The sequence below is a fragment of the Pedobacter lusitanus genome, assembly GCF_040026395.1.
Classification (GTDB): domain Bacteria; phylum Bacteroidota; class Bacteroidia; order Sphingobacteriales; family Sphingobacteriaceae; genus Pedobacter; species Pedobacter lusitanus.
This window is the reverse complement of sequence record NZ_CP157278.1, coordinates 4,323,898-4,346,707: the sequence shown is the minus strand read 5'-3', so window position 1 is coordinate 4,346,707 and position 22,810 is coordinate 4,323,898. Positions and strand designations below refer to the sequence as shown.

The 22,810-nt window shown below is 40.4% G+C and carries 15 protein-coding genes; 13 read left to right on the top strand and 2 right to left on the bottom strand.

The window, feature by feature from the left end:
• The first annotated feature begins 58 nt into the window (after nt 1–58).
• The 7 genes from PL_RS18620 (at nt 59) to PL_RS18590 (ending at nt 13,962) form a co-directional block, all read left to right on the top strand.
• The gene (locus tag PL_RS18620) at nt 59–1,417 is read left to right on the top strand and encodes a glucoamylase family protein (RefSeq protein ID WP_041884000.1); all 1,359 of its coding nucleotides are present in this window, start codon (nt 59–61) and stop codon (nt 1,415–1,417) included.
• Nucleotides 1,418–1,424: 7 nt separating this feature from the next.
• On the top strand, nt 1,425–3,167 hold the full coding sequence (locus tag PL_RS18615; protein WP_041884007.1) for a family 43 glycosylhydrolase: 1,743 nt from the start codon (nt 1,425–1,427) through the stop codon (nt 3,165–3,167).
• Between the two features lie 84 nt (nt 3,168–3,251).
• Nucleotides 3,252–5,591, top strand: a complete 2,340-nt coding sequence (bglX, locus tag PL_RS18610; RefSeq protein WP_041884001.1) for a beta-glucosidase BglX — start codon at nt 3,252–3,254, stop codon at nt 5,589–5,591.
• 307 nt (nt 5,592–5,898) lie between these two features.
• Entirely contained in the window at nt 5,899–9,168 is a 3,270-nt protein-coding gene (locus PL_RS18605) for a SusC/RagA family TonB-linked outer membrane protein (protein ID WP_041884003.1), read from the top strand.
• A 15-nt stretch (nt 9,169–9,183) separates the two neighbouring features.
• Nucleotides 9,184–10,896: a RagB/SusD family nutrient uptake outer membrane protein gene (locus PL_RS18600; protein ID WP_052496436.1), complete on the top strand. Its 1,713-nt coding sequence runs from the start codon at nt 9,184–9,186 to the stop codon at nt 10,894–10,896.
• An 85-nt stretch (nt 10,897–10,981) separates the two neighbouring features.
• Nucleotides 10,982–11,764, top strand: a complete 783-nt coding sequence (locus PL_RS18595) for a prolyl oligopeptidase family serine peptidase (RefSeq protein WP_052496437.1) — start codon at nt 10,982–10,984, stop codon at nt 11,762–11,764.
• A 149-nt stretch (nt 11,765–11,913) separates the two neighbouring features.
• Entirely contained in the window at nt 11,914–13,962 is a 2,049-nt protein-coding gene (locus PL_RS18590) for a right-handed parallel beta-helix repeat-containing protein (RefSeq protein ID WP_041884005.1), read from the top strand.
• Nucleotides 13,963–14,206: 244 nt separating this feature from the next.
• Here the strand turns inward: PL_RS18590 and PL_RS18585 are convergent, their stop codons facing one another.
• Nucleotides 14,207–14,932, bottom strand: a complete 726-nt coding sequence (locus PL_RS18585) for a YebC/PmpR family DNA-binding transcriptional regulator (protein WP_041886848.1) — start codon at nt 14,930–14,932, stop codon at nt 14,207–14,209.
• Between the two features lie 18 nt (nt 14,933–14,950).
• Nucleotides 14,951–15,901, bottom strand: a complete 951-nt coding sequence (locus PL_RS18580; RefSeq protein ID WP_348620085.1) for an NAD-dependent epimerase/dehydratase family protein — start codon at nt 15,899–15,901, stop codon at nt 14,951–14,953.
• Nucleotides 15,902–16,135: 234 nt separating this feature from the next.
• Here PL_RS18580 and PL_RS18575 point away from each other — a divergent pair, with 234 nt between their 5' ends.
• From PL_RS18575 to PL_RS18550, 6 genes are all read left to right on the top strand, one after another.
• A complete protein-coding gene (locus tag PL_RS18575) occupies nt 16,136–16,780 on the top strand; it encodes a gluconate 2-dehydrogenase subunit 3 family protein (protein ID WP_041886851.1) in 645 nt (214 codons plus the stop codon).
• A gap of 17 nt (nt 16,781–16,797) precedes the next feature.
• A complete protein-coding gene (locus PL_RS18570; RefSeq protein WP_041886854.1) occupies nt 16,798–18,498 on the top strand; it encodes a GMC oxidoreductase in 1,701 nt (566 codons plus the stop codon).
• Complete coding sequence (locus PL_RS18565) at nt 18,498–19,655, top strand: Gfo/Idh/MocA family protein (protein WP_041886856.1); 1,158 nt, start codon at nt 18,498–18,500, stop codon at nt 19,653–19,655. The genes PL_RS18570 and PL_RS18565 overlap by 1 nt, the downstream gene beginning before the upstream one ends.
• A gap of 5 nt (nt 19,656–19,660) precedes the next feature.
• Nucleotides 19,661–20,716 (top strand): sugar phosphate isomerase/epimerase family protein, encoded by a 1,056-nt coding sequence (locus PL_RS18560; protein ID WP_041886858.1) that lies wholly within the window; start codon nt 19,661–19,663, stop codon nt 20,714–20,716.
• A gap of 89 nt (nt 20,717–20,805) precedes the next feature.
• Entirely contained in the window at nt 20,806–21,204 is a 399-nt protein-coding gene (locus PL_RS18555; protein ID WP_041886859.1) for a c-type cytochrome, read from the top strand.
• Nucleotides 21,205–21,333: 129 nt separating this feature from the next.
• On the top strand, nt 21,334–22,791 hold the full coding sequence (locus tag PL_RS18550; RefSeq protein WP_041886861.1) for a Gfo/Idh/MocA family protein: 1,458 nt from the start codon (nt 21,334–21,336) through the stop codon (nt 22,789–22,791).
• Nucleotides 22,792–22,810 lie beyond the last annotated feature (19 nt).

Below are 22,810 nucleotides of genomic sequence, written 5' to 3'. Positions count from 1 at the left end.
TAGTCTGGTAACCTCTTTTAACATCATTCAGGCTCGCTGCACGCAAAACACACATCAAATGAAACTCAATTCTTTAAGTATACTTAGTTTTCTGATTCTGACAACGTTTGGTTTCTCTGCATTAGCACAAAAAAAGAATAGTGCTTTTCAGGGTATTAAACCAGAATTGAAAATACAGAAAAACCTGACCGATGAACAATTGCTTGATCTGGTACAGAAACAGACTTTCAGGTATTTCTGGGACTTTGGTCATCCGGTAAGCGGAATGGCACGTGAACGCAGTAATGCCGCTTTTGATTATGGCCATGAAGTGGTAACTACAGGAGGAACCGGTTTTGGAATCATGGCCACGATTGTAGCTGCCGAACGTCAGTTTATCACCCGCGAACAGGCCGCTGCCAGAACCAAAAAAATTGTAGACTTCTTATATAAAGCAGATCAGTTTCACGGGGCTTTCCCCCACTGGCTAAATGGTGAAACCGGAAAAGTAATCCGTTTCAGTCCTAAAGATGATGGAGCTGATATTGTAGAAACGTCCTTTCTTTTCCAGGGACTGCTTACCGCCCGTCAGTATTATACAGCAGACAATGCCGTTGAAAGTGACATCCGTAATAAAATACTCTGGATGTGGGAAGGAATTGAATGGAACTGGTTTACGCAACAGCAAAATGTTCTTTACTGGCATTGGAGTCCTAATAATGGATGGAGCATGAATCACCAGATTAAAGGATGGAACGAATGTTTTATCACCTATATCATGGCTGCAAGTTCTCCTAAATCTGCTATTGACCAGAAAGTTTATCATGAAGGCTGGGCTAACAGCAATACGTTTTTCAACGGGAAAAAATTTGAGGGAATTACCCTTCCGCTTGGCTTTGATTTTGGTGGCCCCTTATTCTTTTCACAATATTCCTTTATAGGACTGGATCCGCGTGGATTGAAAGATCGTTACGCAGATTATTTTGAACAGAATAAAAACCACACACTGATTAATCATGCTTATTGCGTTGAAAACCCTAAACATTACAAAGGTTATGGTGAAAATAGCTGGGGCCTGACAGCAAGTGACAGCTGGCAGGGATATGCTGCACATTCTCCATCAGAAGATTTAGGGGTGATCAGCCCTACTGCTGCCTTATCGGCTTTCCCATACACTCCCGAATATTCAATGAAAGCTTTAAAACACTTCTATTTTGACCTGGGTGATAAAATCTGGAGTGAATACGGTTTTGTTGATGGTTTCAGCGAAGAACATAACTGGTATGCCAAATCGCATCTGGCAATTGACCAGGGGCCTATTATTTGTATGATAGAGAATTATCGTTCCGGCCTGTTATGGAAATTGTTTATGAGCAACCCTGATGTTAAAAACGGGCTAAACAAACTGGGTATTCAAAGTCCTGCAATCACTAAATAAGATGGCAATGAAAAGAAATATACTTTTATTCTGCTTCCTGATTTCGGGCTGTGCATTATTTGCCCAGAAAAAGCAGCTGACTTACTGTAATCCGGTAAACCTGGATTATGGTTATACGCCTATTCCGCATTTTGCTGATCAGGGTAAACACAGGGCAACTGCAGACCCGGTAATTGTCAACTATAAAGGAGATTATTTCTTATTTTCCACCAACCAGAAAGGTTATTGGTGGAGCGCTGATTTATATAACTGGAATTTTGTTTCCCGCTCTTTCCTGCGCCCGGAACATAAAGTTTATGATGACCTCTGCGCACCATCTGTCTGGATACAGGGTGACACGATGCTGGTATTTGGCTCTACTTATGCCAAAAACTTTCCGATATGGATGAGTACAAACCCGAAAAAGGATGAATGGAAAGAAACCGTACATGAATTTGAAATCGGTGGATGGGACCCGGCACATTTTATAGATGAAGACGGCAAATTGTATATGTACAATGGCAGCAGTAACCGTTATCCGTTATATGGCGTTGAGCTAAACCGCAAAACCTTCGCTCCAGTCGGAACAAGAAAGGAATTACTGCTGCTGGAAGATGAAAGATTTGGATGGCAGCGTTTTGGAGAAAATCTTGACAATACATTTTTAGATCCTTTTATTGAGGGTGCCTGGATGACTAAACATCATGGGAAATACTATTTGCAGTATGGCGCACCGGCAACCGAGTTCAGTGGTTATGCAGATGGTGTGGCTATATCCAAAAGTCCGCTTGGCCCATTTGAACATCAGTCTTTGCCGCTCTCTTATAAACCGGGAGGTTTTGCCAGAGGTGCCGGACATGGTGCAACATTTCAGGACCGCTGGAAAAATTACTGGCATGTTTCTACGATGGTTGTCTCGGTTAAAAATAATTTTGAACGCAGACTGGGAATCTGGCCTGCCGGTTTTGATCAGGATGATGTGATGTATATGGATGCAGCATTCGGGGATTACCCGCATTATCTGCCTACAAAAGCCACTGATCATTTAAAATCCGGTTTCACAGGCTGGATGCTGCTTAATTATAATAAACCGGTAACGGTTTCTTCTACACTGGGCGCCTTTACGGCAAATAATGCTGTGGATGAAAGTATCAAAACTTACTGGAGTGCTGCCAGCAGCGCCAAAGGAGAATGGATACAGTCTGACCTGGGCAAATTATCCGTGGTTAACGCAGTACAGCTCAATTATGCAGATCAGGATGCAGAGTTTTTAGGTAAACAGACAGGGATCTGTCATCAGTATAAACTCTGGTACTCTGCAGATGGTAAAAACTGGAAAATTCTGGAAGATAAAAGTAATAATCAGAAAGATGTTCCTCATGATTATATAGAGCTGGACAAACCTGTTTCGGCCCGTTTTATCAAACTGGAGAACATTCATGTGCCAACGGGAAAATTTGCGATCAGCGGATTAAGGGTATTCGGAAATGGAAATGGTCAGAAACCTGCAGCTGTTAAAGATTTCACTGTATTAAGAACAGAAAAGGATAAAAGAAATTCTTGGATCAGATGGAATACGGTCAATGATGCTTATGCCTATAATATCTATTTGGGTACTGATCCCGACAAATTATACAACAGTATTATGGTTTACCAGGCCAATGAATATTGGTATAAAGGCATGGATAAAGAAAAACCATATTACTTCTGCATAGAGGCTATCAATGAAAATGGTGTATCTGAGAAATCAAAAGTAATCAGGGTCAATTAAATCCATCGTTATAAAGAATAAACACAACACACAAATGAAAATCCGGCAAAACCGGATACAATACAATTAAACAGAATATACATCATGAGAACAAAGACTTCCTTATTTTTCCTGACGGCTGTTTTCTGTGCAAACTCTTTAGTTGCACAACAGAAAAAAACCGTTAGCGCGCATGAACAGAAAATGAATGCCCACATCGCTCAGCTAAAGTCTGAAAAGACAAAGATGAATGCCTTCATTGATGAGCTGATGTCTAAAATGACGCTGGATGAAAAAATCGGACAACTTAACCTTCCGGCGGTAGGTTTCGATGTAACAGGCCCGATCTTGAGTCAGGGTGTGGATGAAAAAATTGAAAAAGGCCTGGTAGGAGGTGTTTTCAATACATTTACTCCGCAGGCTGTGCGTAAACTGCAAGAACTTGCTATGACTAAATCACGCCTGAAAATCCCTTTGTTATTTGGTTATGATATAGTACATGGTCATAAAACAATATTCCCTATCCCTTTGGGATTAAGTGCCAGCTGGGATATGGGCCTGATTGAGAAAAGTGCACGTATTGCTGCAAGAGAAGCAAGTGCTGATGGTTTGAACTGGACCTTTTCTCCTATGGTGGATATTGCAAGAGATCCGAGATGGGGAAGAATTTCTGAAGGTTCTGGTGAAGATCCTTATCTGGGTTCATTAATCGGCGCTGCCATGGTTAGAGGTTATCAGACCAACAGCCTGGCGAATAAAGATGCGATACTGGCTTGTGTAAAACACTTCGCTTTGTATGGTGCAGCTGAAGGTGGAAGAGATTATAATACGACGGATATGAGTCTGATCAGAATGTATAACGAATATCTGCCTCCTTATAAAGCAGCTGTTGATGCTGGTGCTGAAACAGTAATGGTGTCTTTCAATGATATTAACGGCATACCGGCGACTGCCAATAAATGGTTATTAACTGATTTATTACGCAATCAGTGGGGTTTCAAAGGTTTTGTTGTCAGCGATTATACAGGTGTATCTGAGTTGATTCCGCATGGTTTGGGAGATTTGCAAACTGTTAGTGCAAAGGCGCTGGAGGCAGGAACTGATATGGACATGGTTAGTGAAGGTTTCCTGACTACGCTCAAACAATCCCTGAAAGAGAAAAAAATCACGCAATCTGTTATTGACCTGGCCTGCCGCAGAATTCTGGAGTCAAAATATAAACTGGGTCTGTTTGAAGATCCCTATAAATATGTTGATGAAGAGCGTGCAAAAACTGAGATTCTTTCAGTCCAGAACAGACTGGATGCCAGAAATATTGCTGCTGCTTCTATGGTGTTATTGAAAAATAACAATCAGTTACTGCCGTTGAAGAAAAATGCGAAGATTGCGCTAATCGGCCCTCTGGCAGATAATAAGCGTGATATGATTGGTAACTGGAGTGCAGCTGGTGACTGGAAAAAAGCCATCAGTGTACTGGAAGGGCTGAAAAATGTTGCACCTGAAATGGATATTACTTATGCTAAAGGTGCCAACCTGGTGGATAATGCAGCAATCCTTAAACAGATCAATTTTAATGGAGCTGATATCATTGCTGATGCAAAATCACCACAGCAATTAATTGATGAAGCTGTAGCTACAGCTAAAAAGGCCGATATTGCCGTGGTCGTTTTAGGAGAAAGTGCTTTAATGGGTGGTGAAGCGACCAGCCGTACCAATCTTGATCTGCTGCCTAATCAAAAGGAATTATTAAAAGCACTGACTGCAACGGGTAAGCCTGTTGTTCTGGTCCTGATGAACAGCCGTCCGCTGACACTGGAGTGGGAAGATGCAAATGTTCCGGCAATTCTGGAAACATGGTTCAGTGGTACCGAATCAGGAAATGCAATTGCAGATGTGCTGGTTGGAAATTATAATCCTGCTGGTAAACTGACAGCTACCTTCCCCAAAAATGTAGGTCAGATCCCGCTGTATTATAACCACAAAAACACGGGCCGTCCTTATGACGGTATTTCAAACGAAAAATTCAAATCCCGCTATATAGATAGTTCAAACGACCCTTTGTACCCGTTTGGTTTCGGTCTGAGCTATACAGATTTCAGTTTCTCACCAGTTAAATTAGATAAATCATCGATGAAAAGCGGTCAGACTATCAAAGCTACAGTAGAGGTAAAAAACACTGGAAATTTTGATGGACAGGAAGTAGTTCAGCTATATCTCCAGGATATTTATGGCTCTGTGACCCACCCGGTTAAAGAGCTAAAAGGTTTTCAAAAAATATTCTTAAAAAAGGGTGAATCGAAGCAAATTACATTTACCATTGATACAGAAATGCTTAAATTTTATAACACTGATTTAAAGTTCGCAGCCGAGTCCGGCGACTTTAACGTATTCACAGGACCAAATTCGAGAGACGTCTCCTCAGCAAAATTTAGTTTTACGCTTTAGGTGTAAAATTCAAAAAAGCCTCTCAGCGATATTGCTGAGAGGCTTTTTTTTTGTCTTTACCAAAACACATCACTCCTATTTCGCTCCATTTCCATGGAAATAAGCTATAGGACATATGGCAGAGAAAAATAAATTTCTTTAACTATTGCATTTAAACTTTCCTTTCTTTAGTTTAGATATAGTGTACGAACTACACATATAACATTGTGTATTAACTACACGTATATTTTTTATTAACCTTTAAACCCATTTAAATAAAAAAAAGCTTTACAAAAATAATCCCTTCACCTAAACCAAATATAAACTTATGCAACGAAATTTACCACTTTTCAAGAGGGGCTTCCTTCTCTTGTGCCTGGGCTTGTCTTTTGCTATCGGAGCAATGGCCCAAAGTAAAATTACCGGAAAGGTTATCGCAAGCGATGATAAACTACCTGTTATCGGCGCTTCAATCAAAATCAAAAATTCCCCGGGTGGCACGACCACAGATGGGAATGGTGCATTTGCACTCAATGTAAAACCAACAGACATCCTGGTGGTATCTTTTGTAGGCTACGGAACCAAAGAAGTACCGGTGGGCAAACAATCCAATATTACCATCACGCTGCTTGCAGACAACAACAATCTGACCGAAGTTATCGTAACCGGTTATTCTTCGCAGCGAAAAAAGGATCTGACAGGTTCTGTTGCTGTTGTCAATATGGGGCTTTTAAAGTCTCAGCCGGCGGCAAGTGCTGTTGAAGCTTTACAGGGTAAGGCAACCGGGGTACAGATTATCAATGATGGTGCACCGGGCGGAACACCACAGATCAGAATCCGTGGTATCAGTACAATTAACAACAACGAACCTCTTTATGTAATTGACGGAGTACCATTTGAAGGAAAATTATCATGGCTTAACCAGAATGATATTGAAAGTCTTCAGGTATTGAAAGATGCATCTTCTGCTTCAATTTACGGATCAAGGGCTAATAATGGGGTTGTAATTATTACAACGAAAAAAGGAGTAGCCGGAGCACCAAGAATCACGCTGGACTCCTATTACGGTACTCAGGTTCCAAGAAAAGGCAGTTTCCCAAAAATGATGACTCCGCAGCAATATGCCCAGTATGTATTTGACGGTTATACCAATGCAGGAAAAACTATTGCAGCAGGAACAAATTACGGATCAGGTTCAACACCTGTACTGCCGGATTATCTTGTGGCAGGTTCAAAAACAGGTCAGGAAATTACTGCTGCTGATCTGGACATGTCAAAATATAATTACAGCCGTGATCCTAAAACTTTTTACCAGATCACCAGAGCAAATAAACAGGGAACCAACTGGTTTGATGAAATTACAGACGTTGCTCCTATTCAAAACTATCAGTTAAGTGCTACGGGTGGCGGAGAAAATGCTACTTATACTTTTTCGGGTGGTTACCTGGATCAGAAAGGAACGTTAAAATATACAGGCTTTAAGCGCTATAATTTCAGATCAAACACCAATATTTCGGCTTTTAACAAAAGAGTACGTTTTGGTGAAAATGCACAATACAGCTATTCTGAAGGTTATGGTCTGGGTGTAAATCAAAATGGTTCGGGAGATTACCAGGATCAGGGAAGTGCATTAGGCTGGGCTTATCGTATTCCAACAATTATCCCGGTATATGATGAAGGCGGAAATTTTGCGGGTAGCCGTGGTAGTCAGCTGGGTAATGCAGAAAATCCTCTGGCTTTCCTTTACCGTGGAAAAGACAACAAAAACAAGAGTAACTTCTTTTTCGGAAATGTATACGCTGAGGGTGACATTTTACCGGGACTTGTATTAAAGACAAACTTTGGTTTGCGCTATGAAAACTACAACGGTTTATCCATGCGTTATCCGAATCTGGAGTTCTCAGAGGGTAATAACTCCAACAGTCTGAGTGAGTACATGGGTTATACTACGGAGTGGACCTGGTCAAACACACTGAATTACAGTAAAGTATTTAATGATAAACACAGACTGAATGTATTGGTCGGTACTGAGGCAATCAGGTCTAAATCCCGTCAGCTGAATGCAGCCAGAAATGACTTCTTCCTTTTAGGTAACCAGGACTATTATTACCTGAATACGGGTTCTTCAAACATCAGTAACTCCAGTTATGGTGCAGTAGGTTCACTTTTCTCTTTATTTGGTAAAGTTGATTACTCTTATCATGACCGTTATCTTGCCAGTATTACCCTGCGTCGTGATGGTTCATCTAATTTTGGTCCGGCTAACAAATACGGATATTTCCCTGCCGCAAGTGCTGCATGGAGAATTTCTGAAGAGGACTTTATGAAAAATGTGAAGTGGGTAACTGACTTAAAGTTCCGTGTTGGTTATGGAGAAACGGGTAATCAGAGAATACCTTCAAACCAATATATCAACAGATTCCAGAGTTCTATCGTGAATGCAGCTTATGCAGTTGGCGGAGGAAATGGCTTAACTACCGGAGTATGGCAGAATGCCTATCAGAATCCGGATATCAAATGGGAATCTGTAAAATCTCTGAACGTAGGTATTGACTTTACCTTACTGGATGGTACTTTTGACGGATCAGCAGACTGGTATAACAAAAAGACTTCTGACATGCTTTATAACCTTCCGCAGCCTTCAAGTGTAGTCGGAATGGGTAGTTCTCCTTATGTAAATATTGGTGATATGAGCAATAAAGGGATCGAATTTAATGTAGCTTATCATTATGGAAAAAAATCTGATAGTCCGTTTAAATTTGATGTTGGTCTGAATTTCTCTAAAAACATTAACAAAATTGTAAGACTTGCCCCTGGTATATTCAACCAGACTTATGGTAATTACAGAAGTTTACAGACCAGTGTTTTACAGGAAGGCTCACCATTTGGTTCATTCTACGGATACAAAACGGTTGGAATTTATCAGAGCGCAGCGGATATTGCAAACAATCCATCCTATACAGGAGCGAGAGTTGGTGGTTTACGTTATGCTGATATCAACGGGGATGGGGTAATTGATCCTAAAGATCGTACCGTTATCGGAAATCCAAATCCGGATTTCACTTACGGTATCAATTTAAATGCTTCTTATAAAAACTGGGATATTGCAACTTTCTTCTATGGAGTTCAGGGTAATGATCTTTTTGAAGCAACACGTTACTTCACTGACTTCCCATCATTTGATGGTGCCAAAAGCACAAGATTGTTGAATGCATGGAGCCCAACCAATACTTCAAGCCAGATCCCTTCAGCTTATACAGGAGCATCTGATCTGGAATATGCTTCTTCGAGCTACTATGTTCAGAAAGGCAGCTTCTTCAGATTGAAGAATATACAGATAGGTTATTCTATTCCAACAGCTAAGGCATTTGGTCCGAAATCAGGTATCAGCAAACTAAGAGTGTATGTAAGTGCTACCAACCTTTTCACCATTACTAAATACACAGGCCTTGATCCGGAAGTAAGTCAGACAAGAGATGCCTCTGTTTCAGTTGGAGGTGCAAGCCCACCAGCCGATACGTTCTCAGCACTTGGCGTTGACAAAGGAGTTTATCCTTCACCACGTCAATTCCTTATTGGTATAAATGTTGGATTTTAATTAAAAGAGACAAAGATGAAACACTTAAAATATATTTTCCTATCCTTTTTAATTTGCAGTATACTTTCCTGCAAAAAGGAATTCCTAACGGTTCAGCCACAGGGTGAGCTGACAGATAAGCAATTGACAACACAAGATGGTGTTGAAGGATTGCTTGTCGGGGCTTATGGTTTACTTAATGGCAACGTAAATGGCACATGGGGTAATTATGGTGCTGCACCAAGCCAGTGGTTATTTGGTGAAGTGGCTTCAGATAATGCCCATAAAGGCAGTAGTAATGGGGATCAGCCTAATATGAATGCCATAGAACGTCATGCTCCTACCAGCACCAATGATAACCTGTCAAATTTATGGGACAGATGTTTCGAAGGAATTCAGCGTTGTAACAATACCCTGAAAATTCTAACTGCGCTGCAAGCCGGACAGGGTACTGCAAAATTTGATGATGCCCGTGCAAAAGAAATTCAGGGTGAAGCGAGATTGCTTCGTGCCCATTATTATTTCTTTTTAGTCAGAGTTTTCAAGGCTGTGCCTTATGTTACGGAAGCTACCAACGGGGCAATTGTTCCAAATGATAAAGATATTTATCCAAACATTGTTGATGATCTTCAGTTTGCAGTAGCAAATCTGAGTACAACCAAACCAAAAGGCCAGAAAGGCCGTATGGATAAATATGCAGCACAAGCCTATCTTGGAAAGGTATTTTTATATCAGAAAAAATATCCTGAAGCTTATGCTTTGTTAAATGCTGTAATTGCAGCAAAACCAAGTCTGATCAATTTACCTTATTCAGATAACTTTGATATTACCAAAGAAGATGGTCCGGAATCAATTGTTACCGTAGAGCACTCTGTTGGAACAGATGGTACAGGTGGTGATAATGGAAATGTTGGGGATATGCTGAATTTCCCTTACGGTAGTGCCCCAATCAATTGCTGTGGTTTCTTCCAGCCTACCATTGACTTAGCTAATTCATTCAAGGTTGATGCTTCGGGCTTACCATTATTAGATGGCAGTTACCGTACAAATCCATACACTTCTGATTTAGGCTTAACAGCAGATCAGAAGAAAACCTACGCCGTAGATAAAACGTTGGCTTTAGATCCAAGGATTGAATCTACTTTAGGCAGAAGAGGCATTCCGTTCCGTGACTGGGGCTTAATGCCAGGTGATGACTGGATTCGTGACGCAAGTAATGGCGGACCATTCCTTGCTGTTAAAAATACGATTGAAGTAGCTCAGATGAGTAGTGGAACTGCTCCGGGAAGTACGAATGTAACCGGCTTAAATGTTAACCTGATCCGTCTGGGAGATATCTATCTGATGGCTGCAGAATGTGCAGTTGAGACAGGTGATCTAGGAACAGCTTTAACATTGGTAAACGCAGTAAGACAGCGTGCGGCAAAAATAACTCCGCAAACTATCAACGGAGCAGCAGCAGCGGCCTACAAAGTTGGTCTTTATACTTCTTTCCCAAGTGCTGATTACGCCAGAAATGCTGTTCGTTTTGAGCGCAGACTGGAATTAGCGCTTGAAGGTCATAGATTTTTTGACCTGGTACGCTGGGGAATTGCTAAAACAACGCTGGAAAGTTATTTCAAATTTGAAGGCGGATACTTCGACTACCTTAAAAACATTACTTTAAAACCACGTGATGAGTATTTCCCTTTACCGCAAGATCAGATTGACAGAAGTCAGGGTAAATTAGTACAGAGTCCTGGTTATTAATAAGAATTTACACATAGTGATTTCAACTCAACATTAATTCATGAAAACCCGCTCATATCCGAGCGGGTTTTTTTAATTTAGTAACATGAAGCATTTCAAATTAATTCTCTGTTTTTCTCTCCTGTTCACCTTACAAACAAAGGCTCAGGATTTCAAAAAGTATGATAAGGGCAGTTTTATTGACGGCAAAGACAGTATCTCTTACCGTATTCTTTTCCCTGAACATTTCGATCCTAAACAAAAATACCCGGTTCTGTTTTTTCTGCATGGGCGTGGTGAGAGCGGAAAAGATAATGTCAAACAGTTACTCCATGGAGGTGCACTATTTCTAAAAAACGATTTTCGTCAGCAATACCCTGCAATTATCATTTTTCCTCAGTGTCCGGAAGAGAGCTTCTGGGCTAATGTAAAGATGACTGTTGATTCTGCCGGGAAGAGAACTTTTGATTATCAAAAAGGCGGAAAACCTACTACTTCGATGAAAGCATTACTGGGTATGATTGATAACATCCTTGATAAGCCTTATATCAATCACAAACAAGTTTATGTCGGTGGTCTGTCGATGGGTGGTATGGGAACTTTTGAGCTGTTAAGACGCAAACCAAAAACTTTCGCAGCTGCCTTTGCTATCTGCGGTGGTGATAATATTGCCAACGTAGACAAATACAAGCACGTTCCACTCTGGATTTTCCATGGCGGTAAAGATGATGTGGTACCCGCTGAAGGATCTACTGCAATAGCTAACCAGTTAAAAATTATTGGTAAGGAAGTGAAGTTTACGCTTTACCCTGACGCGAATCATAACAGCTGGGATGATGCATTTGCAGAGCCTAAGCTTCTTTCATGGTTATTTAGTCATCAGAAGTAATTCTTAAAATGGAGAAATAGTCTCTGCTGATCTATTGATATTAATCCTCATACGCTGATATCAGCAGACCGACAGAGACTATTCTGATTTATCTGCATGTTTAAATATAAATTAACACGTTATAGTATTTATAGATTTAAACAAAGAACATGGATAATTTCGCGCCTTTACAATCAGCAACAATAGCAGAATTAAGAGCTATCAATAGCACAACAACTTTATCAGACCAGTTTTATGTAACTAACAAGGGACATGAAGGGATCTGGTATTATGATCCTGCCGATACGACTTCTGCAGATAATACTGCTACAGTTTTGGTTTCACAAAATGGCAGGCGTCTTAAAAGAGTTTTTGAATCAGAAATTTCAGTAACCTGGTTTGGAGCCAAAGGAGATGGAAATACTGATGACACTGTATCTATACAAAATGCTATCAATTTTGCTGCAGACAATGTATCAGTCAGAATCCCCAAAGGCACCTTCTTAATTAGAGCAGATTTTGAATTCTATGATGATCATGCTTCAGGTTTTTTAATAGATAAAGGCGGTATTTATTTAAATGACAACAGTACACTTTTATTGGATGAAGAATGTTACTTAAAAGCAGTTGGCACACTCAAACAAGCATCCAACGTAATCAGAATCCACGAAAAAAAGAATGTTACGATTAAAGGTGGCCATATCATCGGTGACAGATACTATACCGGGAAAAATAATGGGGAATGGGGTTATGGATTAGCTATTAGTGGTTGTGAAAATGTTTATGTGGAAAATCTGAAAGCATCAGATTGCTGGGGAGATGGCTTTAATTTACAGGTAACCACCGGTGATAAAGGTATTACGATAAATAAACACATTTATTTTAACAAATGTATTTCAAATAACAACAGACGTCAGGGCTTAAGTATAGAAGGAGGAACCGACCTCACCTTCTTTGCCTGTCAGTTTACCAACACAAGGGGTAAAGGTCCGGAATGTGGTGTTGATATTGAACCTTATTCTGTAGATAATCTCGTTGACAATGTTCTTTTTGACAGATGTTATTTCAAAAACAATGCAGCTGCCGGGCTCCAGATCTGGGGGAATAGTATCAGTAACGTGAAAGCTTTAAACTGCATTTTTACCGGGGACGATACTGGTGCAGGAAAAGGTTATCATCATCTGGCGACAGGACATAATCCGAAAAACATTACATGGGAGTCATGTAATTTTGATAACGGTGTAAATCAAACTGATAAAAGAGGAGCAACAATCAGAGGCGGGACAGATTTATTATTCTTAAATAATACTATTACTGCTGTACATTTTCAGATTAATGAAGATCCCGGCACTGATAATCTGGATATTTATATCACCTATAGCATTATTTTTAAAGGAAATACATTTGTTAGTGATGATCAGTCTGGTAATAATTTAGCGTCACTTGGAAGTACTAATGTCTGTAAGGCCATTATTATTGAAAATAATATTTTCAATTGTGTTAACTCTGCGAATAAAGCTGGCCTGGTGATATATCTGGAAAGCAAAAGTAATCAGCTAAAATTCAATACATTTCTAAATATCAAAAATGGTATTGTTTTAGGCGGAAATGTTACAAGCGAGATTTCATTTAATACTTTTCATAATTCCATATCTCATTTAATTGAGGTGCGGGATAATGCCATTATCAATGGGAATACCTTTTATGGCCCATGTTCATTAAACACTGACCTAAACCATACAGAAAGCATCATAAGAATAAAACAATCAGGATCTACTGAAATAAATGGCAATGATGTAATTATTCAAAATAATATAATTCACGAAAAAGGTATAAGAGACACCCAGAACACAAGTAAGGCCAAGTGTATACTGGGATTTGATAATGCTGCTATTGTGCAAAGACTGGATTTTATTAACAACAAAGTTATTTCACCATCAAACCCAACTCCATTGAGGGACATTGGTACTGTTGATGCTGAATATACAGACTTCTTTGTATCCCGTAAAAATCTATACCAACCTGCAGATTCAGCAAGTTATAACATTCCGACTTATGGTTATTTACCACACCGGGTTAAGGCTGGTGATATGGTTTTTCTACAAGATACTCCTGAATTTTTATTGATTATGACCCCTTTTATCTTTAATCCGGATGGAACAACCGTTTATCCAACTTTTATAAATTTCAAAAAAGTTCCTGATAATCCTCCTGTCTGATCATTTCAACATTTTTTCTGATTTAACGCTCTCTCTAAATCTCTCATGGATCCAGATCGTCTATCCATCATTTTAACACATCCGCTAACCGTTCTGTCTTAACGCACCTTCCAAATTCTCCCCCCATATCCGATTACTACCTGTATAAAAAAAGTCGTGAGGTTTTTCTTCTGACATTGTTCGCTTTTCGCGAACGTCAGAAGAAAAACCTCACGACTTTTTTTATAGTTTAGCGGATACCCCTCTACTCTGCCATGTTATGATAAACCGCCTGCACATCATCATCCTCTTCCAGCTTATCAATCAGCTTCAACACATCAGCAGCCTGTTCTTCAGAAATAGGTGTAGTAGACAAAGCAATTCTTTCCAGTTTTGCACTTTTCATTTCAAAGCCTAAATCTTCCAGTGCTTTCTGCATTTTACCAAAGTCCTCAAACGCTGTCTGAACAACTGCGATATCGTTACCTTCTTCATCAGACTCCAGGTATAATTCTTCCAGACCAGCATCAATTAGTTCAAACTCCAGTTCTTCCATATCTTTTTCTCCTGGTACAAATCTGAAAATAGATTTGCGGTTAAAGATGAAATCCAGAGAACCTGTTTTTCCTAAAGAGCCACCGGTTTTGCTAAAATAACTCCGTACGTTAGCTACAGTTCTGTTTGTATTATCCGTAGCTGTTTCGATTAGTACAGCTACGCCATGAAGTGCATATCCTTCATAAACATGCTCCTCATAACCATTTTCATCCTTATTAGATGCCCGTTTAATTGCAGCGTCAACTCTGTCTTTCGGCATATTTACCGCTTTGGAGTTTTGAATCGCCGTACGTAAACGCGAATTCGTTTCAGGATTAGGGCCTCCGTCTTTTACGGCCATTACAATCTCTTTCCCTATACGGGTGAACTGTACGGCCATTTTAGCCCAACGTTTAAATTTTCTTTCTTTTCTGAACTCAAATGCTCTTCCCATGGTATCAATTATAGAGGTTTACCCTATTTTTTTTAAATTATTTAACATATCTGTCGTTATTCTTGACAGATCAAATTCTGGTTTCCAGCCCCAGTCTAATTTCGCAACCTGATCATCCATTGAACGTGGCCAGCTTGCAGCGATCTCCTGACGGGGATCATTAGCAGTGTAAGTTAATGTAAATTCCGGAATGTGCTTCCTGATTTCAGCTGCCAAAATTTCCGGCGTGAAACTTACACCAGCAAAATTATAACTTGAACGGATAGAAATACGGTCTGCAGGAGCATCCATTAATTCTATTGTTCCGCGAATTGCATCATCCATATACATCATTGGCAATTCCGTTTCTGCAGAAAGGAAAGAAGCATAACTTGCTTTCTTCAATGCATCATGGAAAATATGTATAGCATAATCAGTTGTTCCACCACCCGGCGCAGCTTTCCAGCTGATTAATCCCGGATAACGGATACTTCTTACATCAAGACCATATTTCTGAAAATAGTATTCACACCATCTTTCTCCTGCTAATTTACTGATTCCATAAACGGTATTTGGATCCATCACGCAATATTGGGACGTTTGATCCTTCGGAGAATTAGGTCCGAACACTGCAATAGAACTTGGCCAGTAAACTTTTGCCGTTTTATAGACAATTGCCAGGTCAAGAATATTTAACAAACCATTCATATTCAGATCCCAGGCAAGTTTTGGATTCTGCTCACCAGTGGCTGATAATAAGGCTGCCAGTAAATAAACCTGAGTAGGTTTGTATTTATTAAAAATGGTATTTAATGTATCCTTCTCTAAAACATTAACAAATTCAAAAGGTCCTGAATTCTTAATGTCATAATCAGGACGTCGGATATCACAGGCAACTACGTTATCTTCACCATAAGTTTTACGCAGCGCAGTAACCAGTTCAGTTCCTATCTGCCCGTTAGAGCCTAATACTAGTATTTTTTCAGTCATTGGTCGTTCGATTTTGGCAAAGGTAAAAAATTGCACGAAACCTGTTAAAAAATGTTTTTAGATCCTTGCCGGGTTGTTCTTTTGCTAAATCCTTATTTAGAATGAATACAGGGTGTAACAAAAGCAAGATAAGTAAGAATTAAATATCATTTTTTTGTTCGTTAAGCATATTTTTTTTCTATTTTTAAGAGTTGATAGTGTACAAACAACACCTTAAATAACCAAATATTAAGTATGGAAAGAAGAGAAGCAGTCAGAAACATTGCCTTTTTAATGGGAGGCGCATTATCTGCTACTACAATCGGAGTATTTCTTGACAGCTGTAACACTCCTTCGGCCAAGAACGGATCGGGACTATTTTCAGCAGATCAGGATCAAATGATTACGGAAATAGCAGACATCATTATTCCAACAACAAAAACACCGGGTGCAAAAGCTGCCGGAGTTGGACCATGGATTTCAATGATGGTCAGGGATTGTTATCCTAAAGAGGCTCAGGACGTATTCGTCAAAGGTCTTGAGGATCTGGAAGCCCGTTCTAAAAAAGAATACAATAATTCATTCCTTAAAATCTCTGTAAAAGAGCGCGAACAGTTACTTGGAAAAGTAAGAGATGAAACTGTGGCTGCACAGAAAGCTGATGGCGAAAAAAATGCTGCTGCTGAGAAAGCTAAAAGCAAAGCACTGACGAATACGGTTAAGGCTGCCAAATATGGACCGCAGGGCCCATCATACTTTTTTGCAATAGCAAGAGACTTAACCATGCTGGGTTATTTCACTTCAGAAATCGGTGCAACACAGGCATTACAATATGTTGATGTTCCCGGCCGCTATGATGGCTGTATTGATTTAAAACCAGGACAAAAAGTGTACGCCTAACCTATTTACTAAAAGAGATGAATTTAAATACAAAAGCAAACGCACAAAATACATATGATGCGATAGTAGTCGGATCGGGAATAAGTGGTGGATGGGCAGCAAAAGAACTGACTGAAAAAGGACTTAAAGTTCTGCTTCTTGAACGTGGCAGAAATATAGAACATATCAAAGATTATACTACGGCCATGAAAAAACCGTGGGAATTTGAACATCGCGGCAAATTAACTGAAGCACAAAAAGATGCTCATCCGGTACAAAAACGTGATTATCCTTATCAGGAATTTAACGAGAGTTTTTGGGTTAATGACCACGAATGCCCTTATACTGAGGTCAAACGTTTTGACTGGTATCGCGGTTTTCATGTAGGTGGAAAATCACTGATGTGGGGCAGACAGAGTTACCGTTTCAGCGATCTGAATTTTGAAGACAACAAAAAAGATGGTCACGGTATTGACTGGCCTATCAGATATAAAGACTTAAGCCCGTGGTATGATCATGTGGAAAAATTTGCAGGCATCAGTGGTCAGGTAGAAAACTGGCCGGCTTTACCTGACGGGCATTTCCTGCCACCAATGGAAATGAACTGTGTGGAGAAAGATGTCAAAAAAAGAATTGAAGAAAAATGGAATAAATCACGCATCATGACTATTGGCCGTACAGCCAATCTTACTGTTCCTCACGGAGGAAGAGGCAGTTGTCAATATCGTGACAGATGCAGCAGAGGCTGTCCTTTTGGTGCATATTTCAGTACACAGTCTTCTACTCTTCCGGCTGCTGTTGCCACAGGAAATCTTACTTTACGTCCTTTCTCTCTGGTTGATCATATTGTTTATGACAAAGAAACCCAGAAAGCAACTGGTGTGGTTATTATCGATTCGGAAACAAAGGAACACATTGAATATTTTGCAAAAATTGTTTTTGTAAACGGTTCTACCTTGGGAAGTACTTTCTTATTACTGAATTCTACTTCTGCTGAACATCCTAATGGTTTAGGTAATGGAAGCGGAGAACTGGGACATAATTTAATGGATCACCATTTCCGTTGCGGTGCTTCGGGAGATGCTGAAGGTTTTGAAGATAAATATACTTATGGCCGCAGAGCTAACGGTATATATATTCCGCGTTATCAGAATATGGGTGGTGACAAGCGTGATTATCTGCGCGGATTTGGTTATCAGGGTGGTGCCAGCCGCTCAGGATGGCACAAGGATGTTGCTGAACTTGCTTTTGGCGGCGACTTTAAAGATCTGATGACACAACCGGGTGTATGGAAAATGGGTCTGGGTGGTTTCGGAGAGGCTCTTCCTTATCATGAAAACAGAGTTTATATCGATAAAACGAAAAAAGATAAGTGGGGAATGCCGGTACTGGCTATCGACTGCGAGTTTAAAGGTAATGAAGAGAAAATGCGTATTGACATGATGAATGATGCAGCAGAAATGCTTGAAGCAGCAGGAATCAAGAACGTACAGACTTATGATGCGGGTTCAACTCCAGGTATGGCAATCCATGAGCAGGGTACAGCCCGTATGGGAAATGATCCTAAAACTTCAGTACTAAATAAATGGAACCAGATGCACGAAGTGAAAAATGTATTTGTAACGGATGGTTCTTGTATGCCATCTATTGCTTGTCAAAATCCTTCGCTGACTTTTATGGCATTAACAGCCAGAGCGGCTGACTATGCTGTAAGCGAATTAAAAAAAGGTAATCTTTAATGAACAATAAAATAAGAATGGGGATGATCGGTGGCGGCAAAAATGCCTTTATAGGCGCCGTCCACCGCATTGCAGCCAATATAGACGGGCAGATAGAACTGTGTTGCGGAGCTTTAAGTTCCAATCCGGAAACTGCCAGGGAATCTGGTGAATTACTATTCCTGGAACAGGACAGAAATTATGGAACTTATCAGGAGATGATCGAAAAAGAGAGTCTCCTGCCTGCAGCGGTAAGAATGCATTTCGTAACTATTGTTACGCCCAATTTTGCACATTTCGCACCTGCGATGATGGCGCTTGAACATGGTTTTCATGTCGTAATAGATAAACCGATCAGTCTTACACTGGCAGAGGCCAAACAACTCAGGGATAAAGTACAGGAAACAGGTTTGACTTTATGTCTTACCTACACCTATTCTGGTTATCCGCTGGTTAAACAAGCCCGCCAGATGGTAAAGGACGGAGCTTTTGGCAAAATCAGAAAAATTTTAGTGGAGTATCCGCAAGGCTGGTTAAGCTTACCGTCAGAACGGGATGGCAACAAACAGTCTGCATGGAGAACTGATCCTTCCAAAAGTGGAATCAGTGGCTGTATGGGTGACATCGGAACTCATGCGGCACAACTTGCTGAATATATTTCAGGTCTGGAGATTACAAAAATATGTGCAGATCTTAATATTATGGTAGACGGCCGTGCACTGGATGATGACGGAAATGTATTACTGAAATTCAATAATGGTGCTAATGGTGTCTTAGTTGCGTCACAGATTGCAGCTGGAGAAGAAAATGCATTAAAAATCAAAGTTTACGGAGAAAAAGGAAGTCTGGAATGGCATCAGGAAGAGCCAAATACACTGAAAGTCAAATGGCTGGATGCACCGACACAACTTTATCGTGCGGGACAAGGTTATTTAACTGAAGCCGCCCGGTTCAATACCAGAACACCTGCCGGACACCCGGAAGGTTATCTGGAAGCTTTTGCTAATATTTACAGAAATTTCGCATTAACTTTAAAGTCAAAGCTGGAAGGTAAAACCCCTACTGCAGAAATGCTTGATTTTCCCGGAGTAGAAGAAGGTGTACGTGGAATGGCTTTTATAGAAAATGTAGTAGCCTCAGGGCTGTCAGATCAGAAATGGTTTGATTTTAAAATATAAATACAATGACAACACTCAAAGGACCAGCAGTTTTTTTAGCCCAGTTTATTGGAGACCAGGCCCCGTTTAATTCTCTTGACGGAATTTGTCAGTGGGCAGCAGACCTGGGTTTTAAAGGCATACAAATGCCAACCCTGGATACCAGATTTATTGACCTGCAAAAAGTAGCAGAGAGTAAAACCTATGCTGATGAACTGAAAGGAAAAGTAAATTCATACGGACTGGAAATTACGGAACTTTCTACCCATATACAGGGTCAGTTAGTCGCTGTTAATCCTGCTTATGACAAGGTATTTGACGGTTTTGCACCTGCTGCGTATCATAATAATCCTGCAGCAAGAACAGAATGGGCAGTACAGCAGCTAAAATATGCAGCCAAAGCTTCTCAGAATCTTGGTCTGAATGCACATGCAACTTTCAGTGGATCACTTTTATGGCATATGTTCCATCCCTGGCCACAAAGACCTGAAGGTTTGGTTGAAGAGGGTTTTAAAGAACTTGCCCGCCGCTGGTTACCAATTCTGAATGAATTTGACAGCTGCGGTGTGGATGTTTGTTATGAGATTCATCCGGGTGAAGATTTATTTGACGGAATAACTTATGAAATGTTTTTGGAACAGGTAAATTTCCATCCACGGGCATGTTTATTATATGATCCTTCACATTTCGTATTACAGCAGCTGGACTATATCCAGTATATTGATTTTTATCATGAACGTATTAAAGCTTTTCATGTAAAGGATGCCGAATTTAACCCAACTGGCAGACAAGGTACTTTTGGTGGCTATCAGAGCTGGGCAAATCGTGCCGGTCGTTACCGTTCTCCGGGAGACGGTCAGGTAGATTTTAAAACCATATTCAGTAAACTTGCTCAATATGACTTTAAAGGATGGGCAGTAATGGAATGGGAATGCTGTATCAAAGATTCTGAAACCGGCGCCAGAGAAGGTGTTGAATTTATTAAGAATCACATTATCCCGGTCACCAACAGAGCATTTGATGATTTTGCTGCTACAGGTACAGATCAGGAATTTAACAAACAAATTTTAGGTATAAAATAACACGACCACGAGACAGACCTGCATGATTATGCTTGTTTACGGATCTCAATACAACACCATAGAAACACACAAAAAACAATAAAATTATTATGAAAAAGACACTGTTAATTTTGGGATGTATCAGTTTAGCGATAGCTTCTTGCGGAAACCCGGGAGCTACAACTGAAGGATCAGCTACCTCATCATCTGCAGATACCGAGGCTTCAGCAAAAACAGCAGCCCCATCAGAAATGCTGCCTGGCGAGAAACTGATTGCTACAGCAGATTGTATCGGCTGTCATAACAAGACCCAAAAGGTAATCGGACCTGCATATGTTGATATTGCAGCAAAATATCCTTCAAATGAAGAGAATATCAATAAGCTGTCTGATGTAGTAATCAAGGGAAGCAAAGGCACCTGGGGCGACCTGCCAATGACGCCTCACCCTAACTTGAGCAAAGACGATGCAAAACAAATGGTGACCTGGATTTTGTCACTAAAAAAATAAGTTCTCCGGAACAGGAAAACATCTCTATCTAACCAAATATTATATGATGAAACCTGCATGAGCTTAAGCTCATAATCAGCTGGACTAAGTTCATGCAGGCTCCATCACAAAAATAACCAGTATAATCCTATGGAAAAGACCAAAAAAGAGATAACTGCGTCTGACAGACGCTCGTTTCTTAAGACAACAGCAATTGCCGCTGCTTCATTTATGATAGTACCCCGTCATGTTTTGGGCGGGAATGGTTTTTTAGCACCGAGTGACAGATTGATTGTAGCAGGGGTTGGTGCTGGTGGAAAAGGGTCCTCTGATATTGCGAATTTTGCTAAAAGCGGAAAAGCAGATATTGGATTTCTATGTGATGTAGATACTAACAGAGCTGCAGGAACAGTAAAGAACTTTCCAAAAGCAAAGTTCTATAAAGACTGGCGCGAAATGCTGGATAAAGAACATAAAAATATTGATGCGGTCAGTGTTTCAACTCCTGATCATAGTCATGCAATGATTGCGCTGGCCGCTATGCAGCTGGGTAAACATGTTTATGTTCAGAAACCACTGACACATGATATTTATGAAGCCAGAAAATTGACTGAGGCAGCTAAAAAATATAAAGTGGTTACACAAATGGGTAACCAGGGTGCTTCAAATGACGGCCCCCGTCAAATGAAGGAATGGTATGATGCTGGCCTGATCGGAGATGTTCATACTGTTTATGCATGGACAGACAGACCGGTATGGCCTCAGGGTATTCCATGGTCGGCCAATAAAGCTGATATTCCTAAAACCCTGGATTGGGATTTATGGCTTAACAGTGCTCCTTACAAAGATTATGTAGAAAAACTGGTTCCTTTCAACTGGAGAGGCTGGTGGGATTATGGAACAGGTGCACTGGGGGATATGGGCTGCCATTTACTGGAAGCTCCTTTCAGCATGCTGGGTTTAAAATACGCATCCGAAGTGGAAGCCAGTGTTGGTTCTGTCTACGTGGATGAATTTAAACGTGGTTATTTCCCTGACAGCTGCCCTCCTTCAAGTCATGTAACCTTAAAATTTCCTAAAACTGCCAAAACTCAGGGCGATATTACCGTACACTGGATGGACGGAGGTATACAACCTACCCGACCTGAAGAACTGGAAGCCAATGAAGTATTTGGCGATGGTGGCAACGGAACATTGTTTATCGGAACAAAAGGAAAAATGATGAGCAGCACTTATAGTGCAGATCCCCGTCTATTACCTTTAAGCCGTAATAAAGATATTAAAGTGCCTGAAAAATTTGCCCGTGTTCCACATGGTGCAGAAGGTCATTATGCACAATGGGTTGAGGCCTGTATCGCCGGGCATGGCAAAAAAGAATTAAGTTCTCCGTTTGAAATTGCTGGTCCGTTAACTGAAGCTCTGTTAATGGCTAATCTTGCCATCAGAGCAAATGATGTACAGCGTAAAAATGCAAATGGCAAGATATCTTATCCGGGCAGAAATATTAAACTGCTATGGGATAATGACAACATGAAAGTAACCAATTTTGATGATGTGAACCAGTATGTCAAACGTGAATACCGTAAAGGCTGGACACTGGGTGCTTAATTTAAAAAACAAATTTATA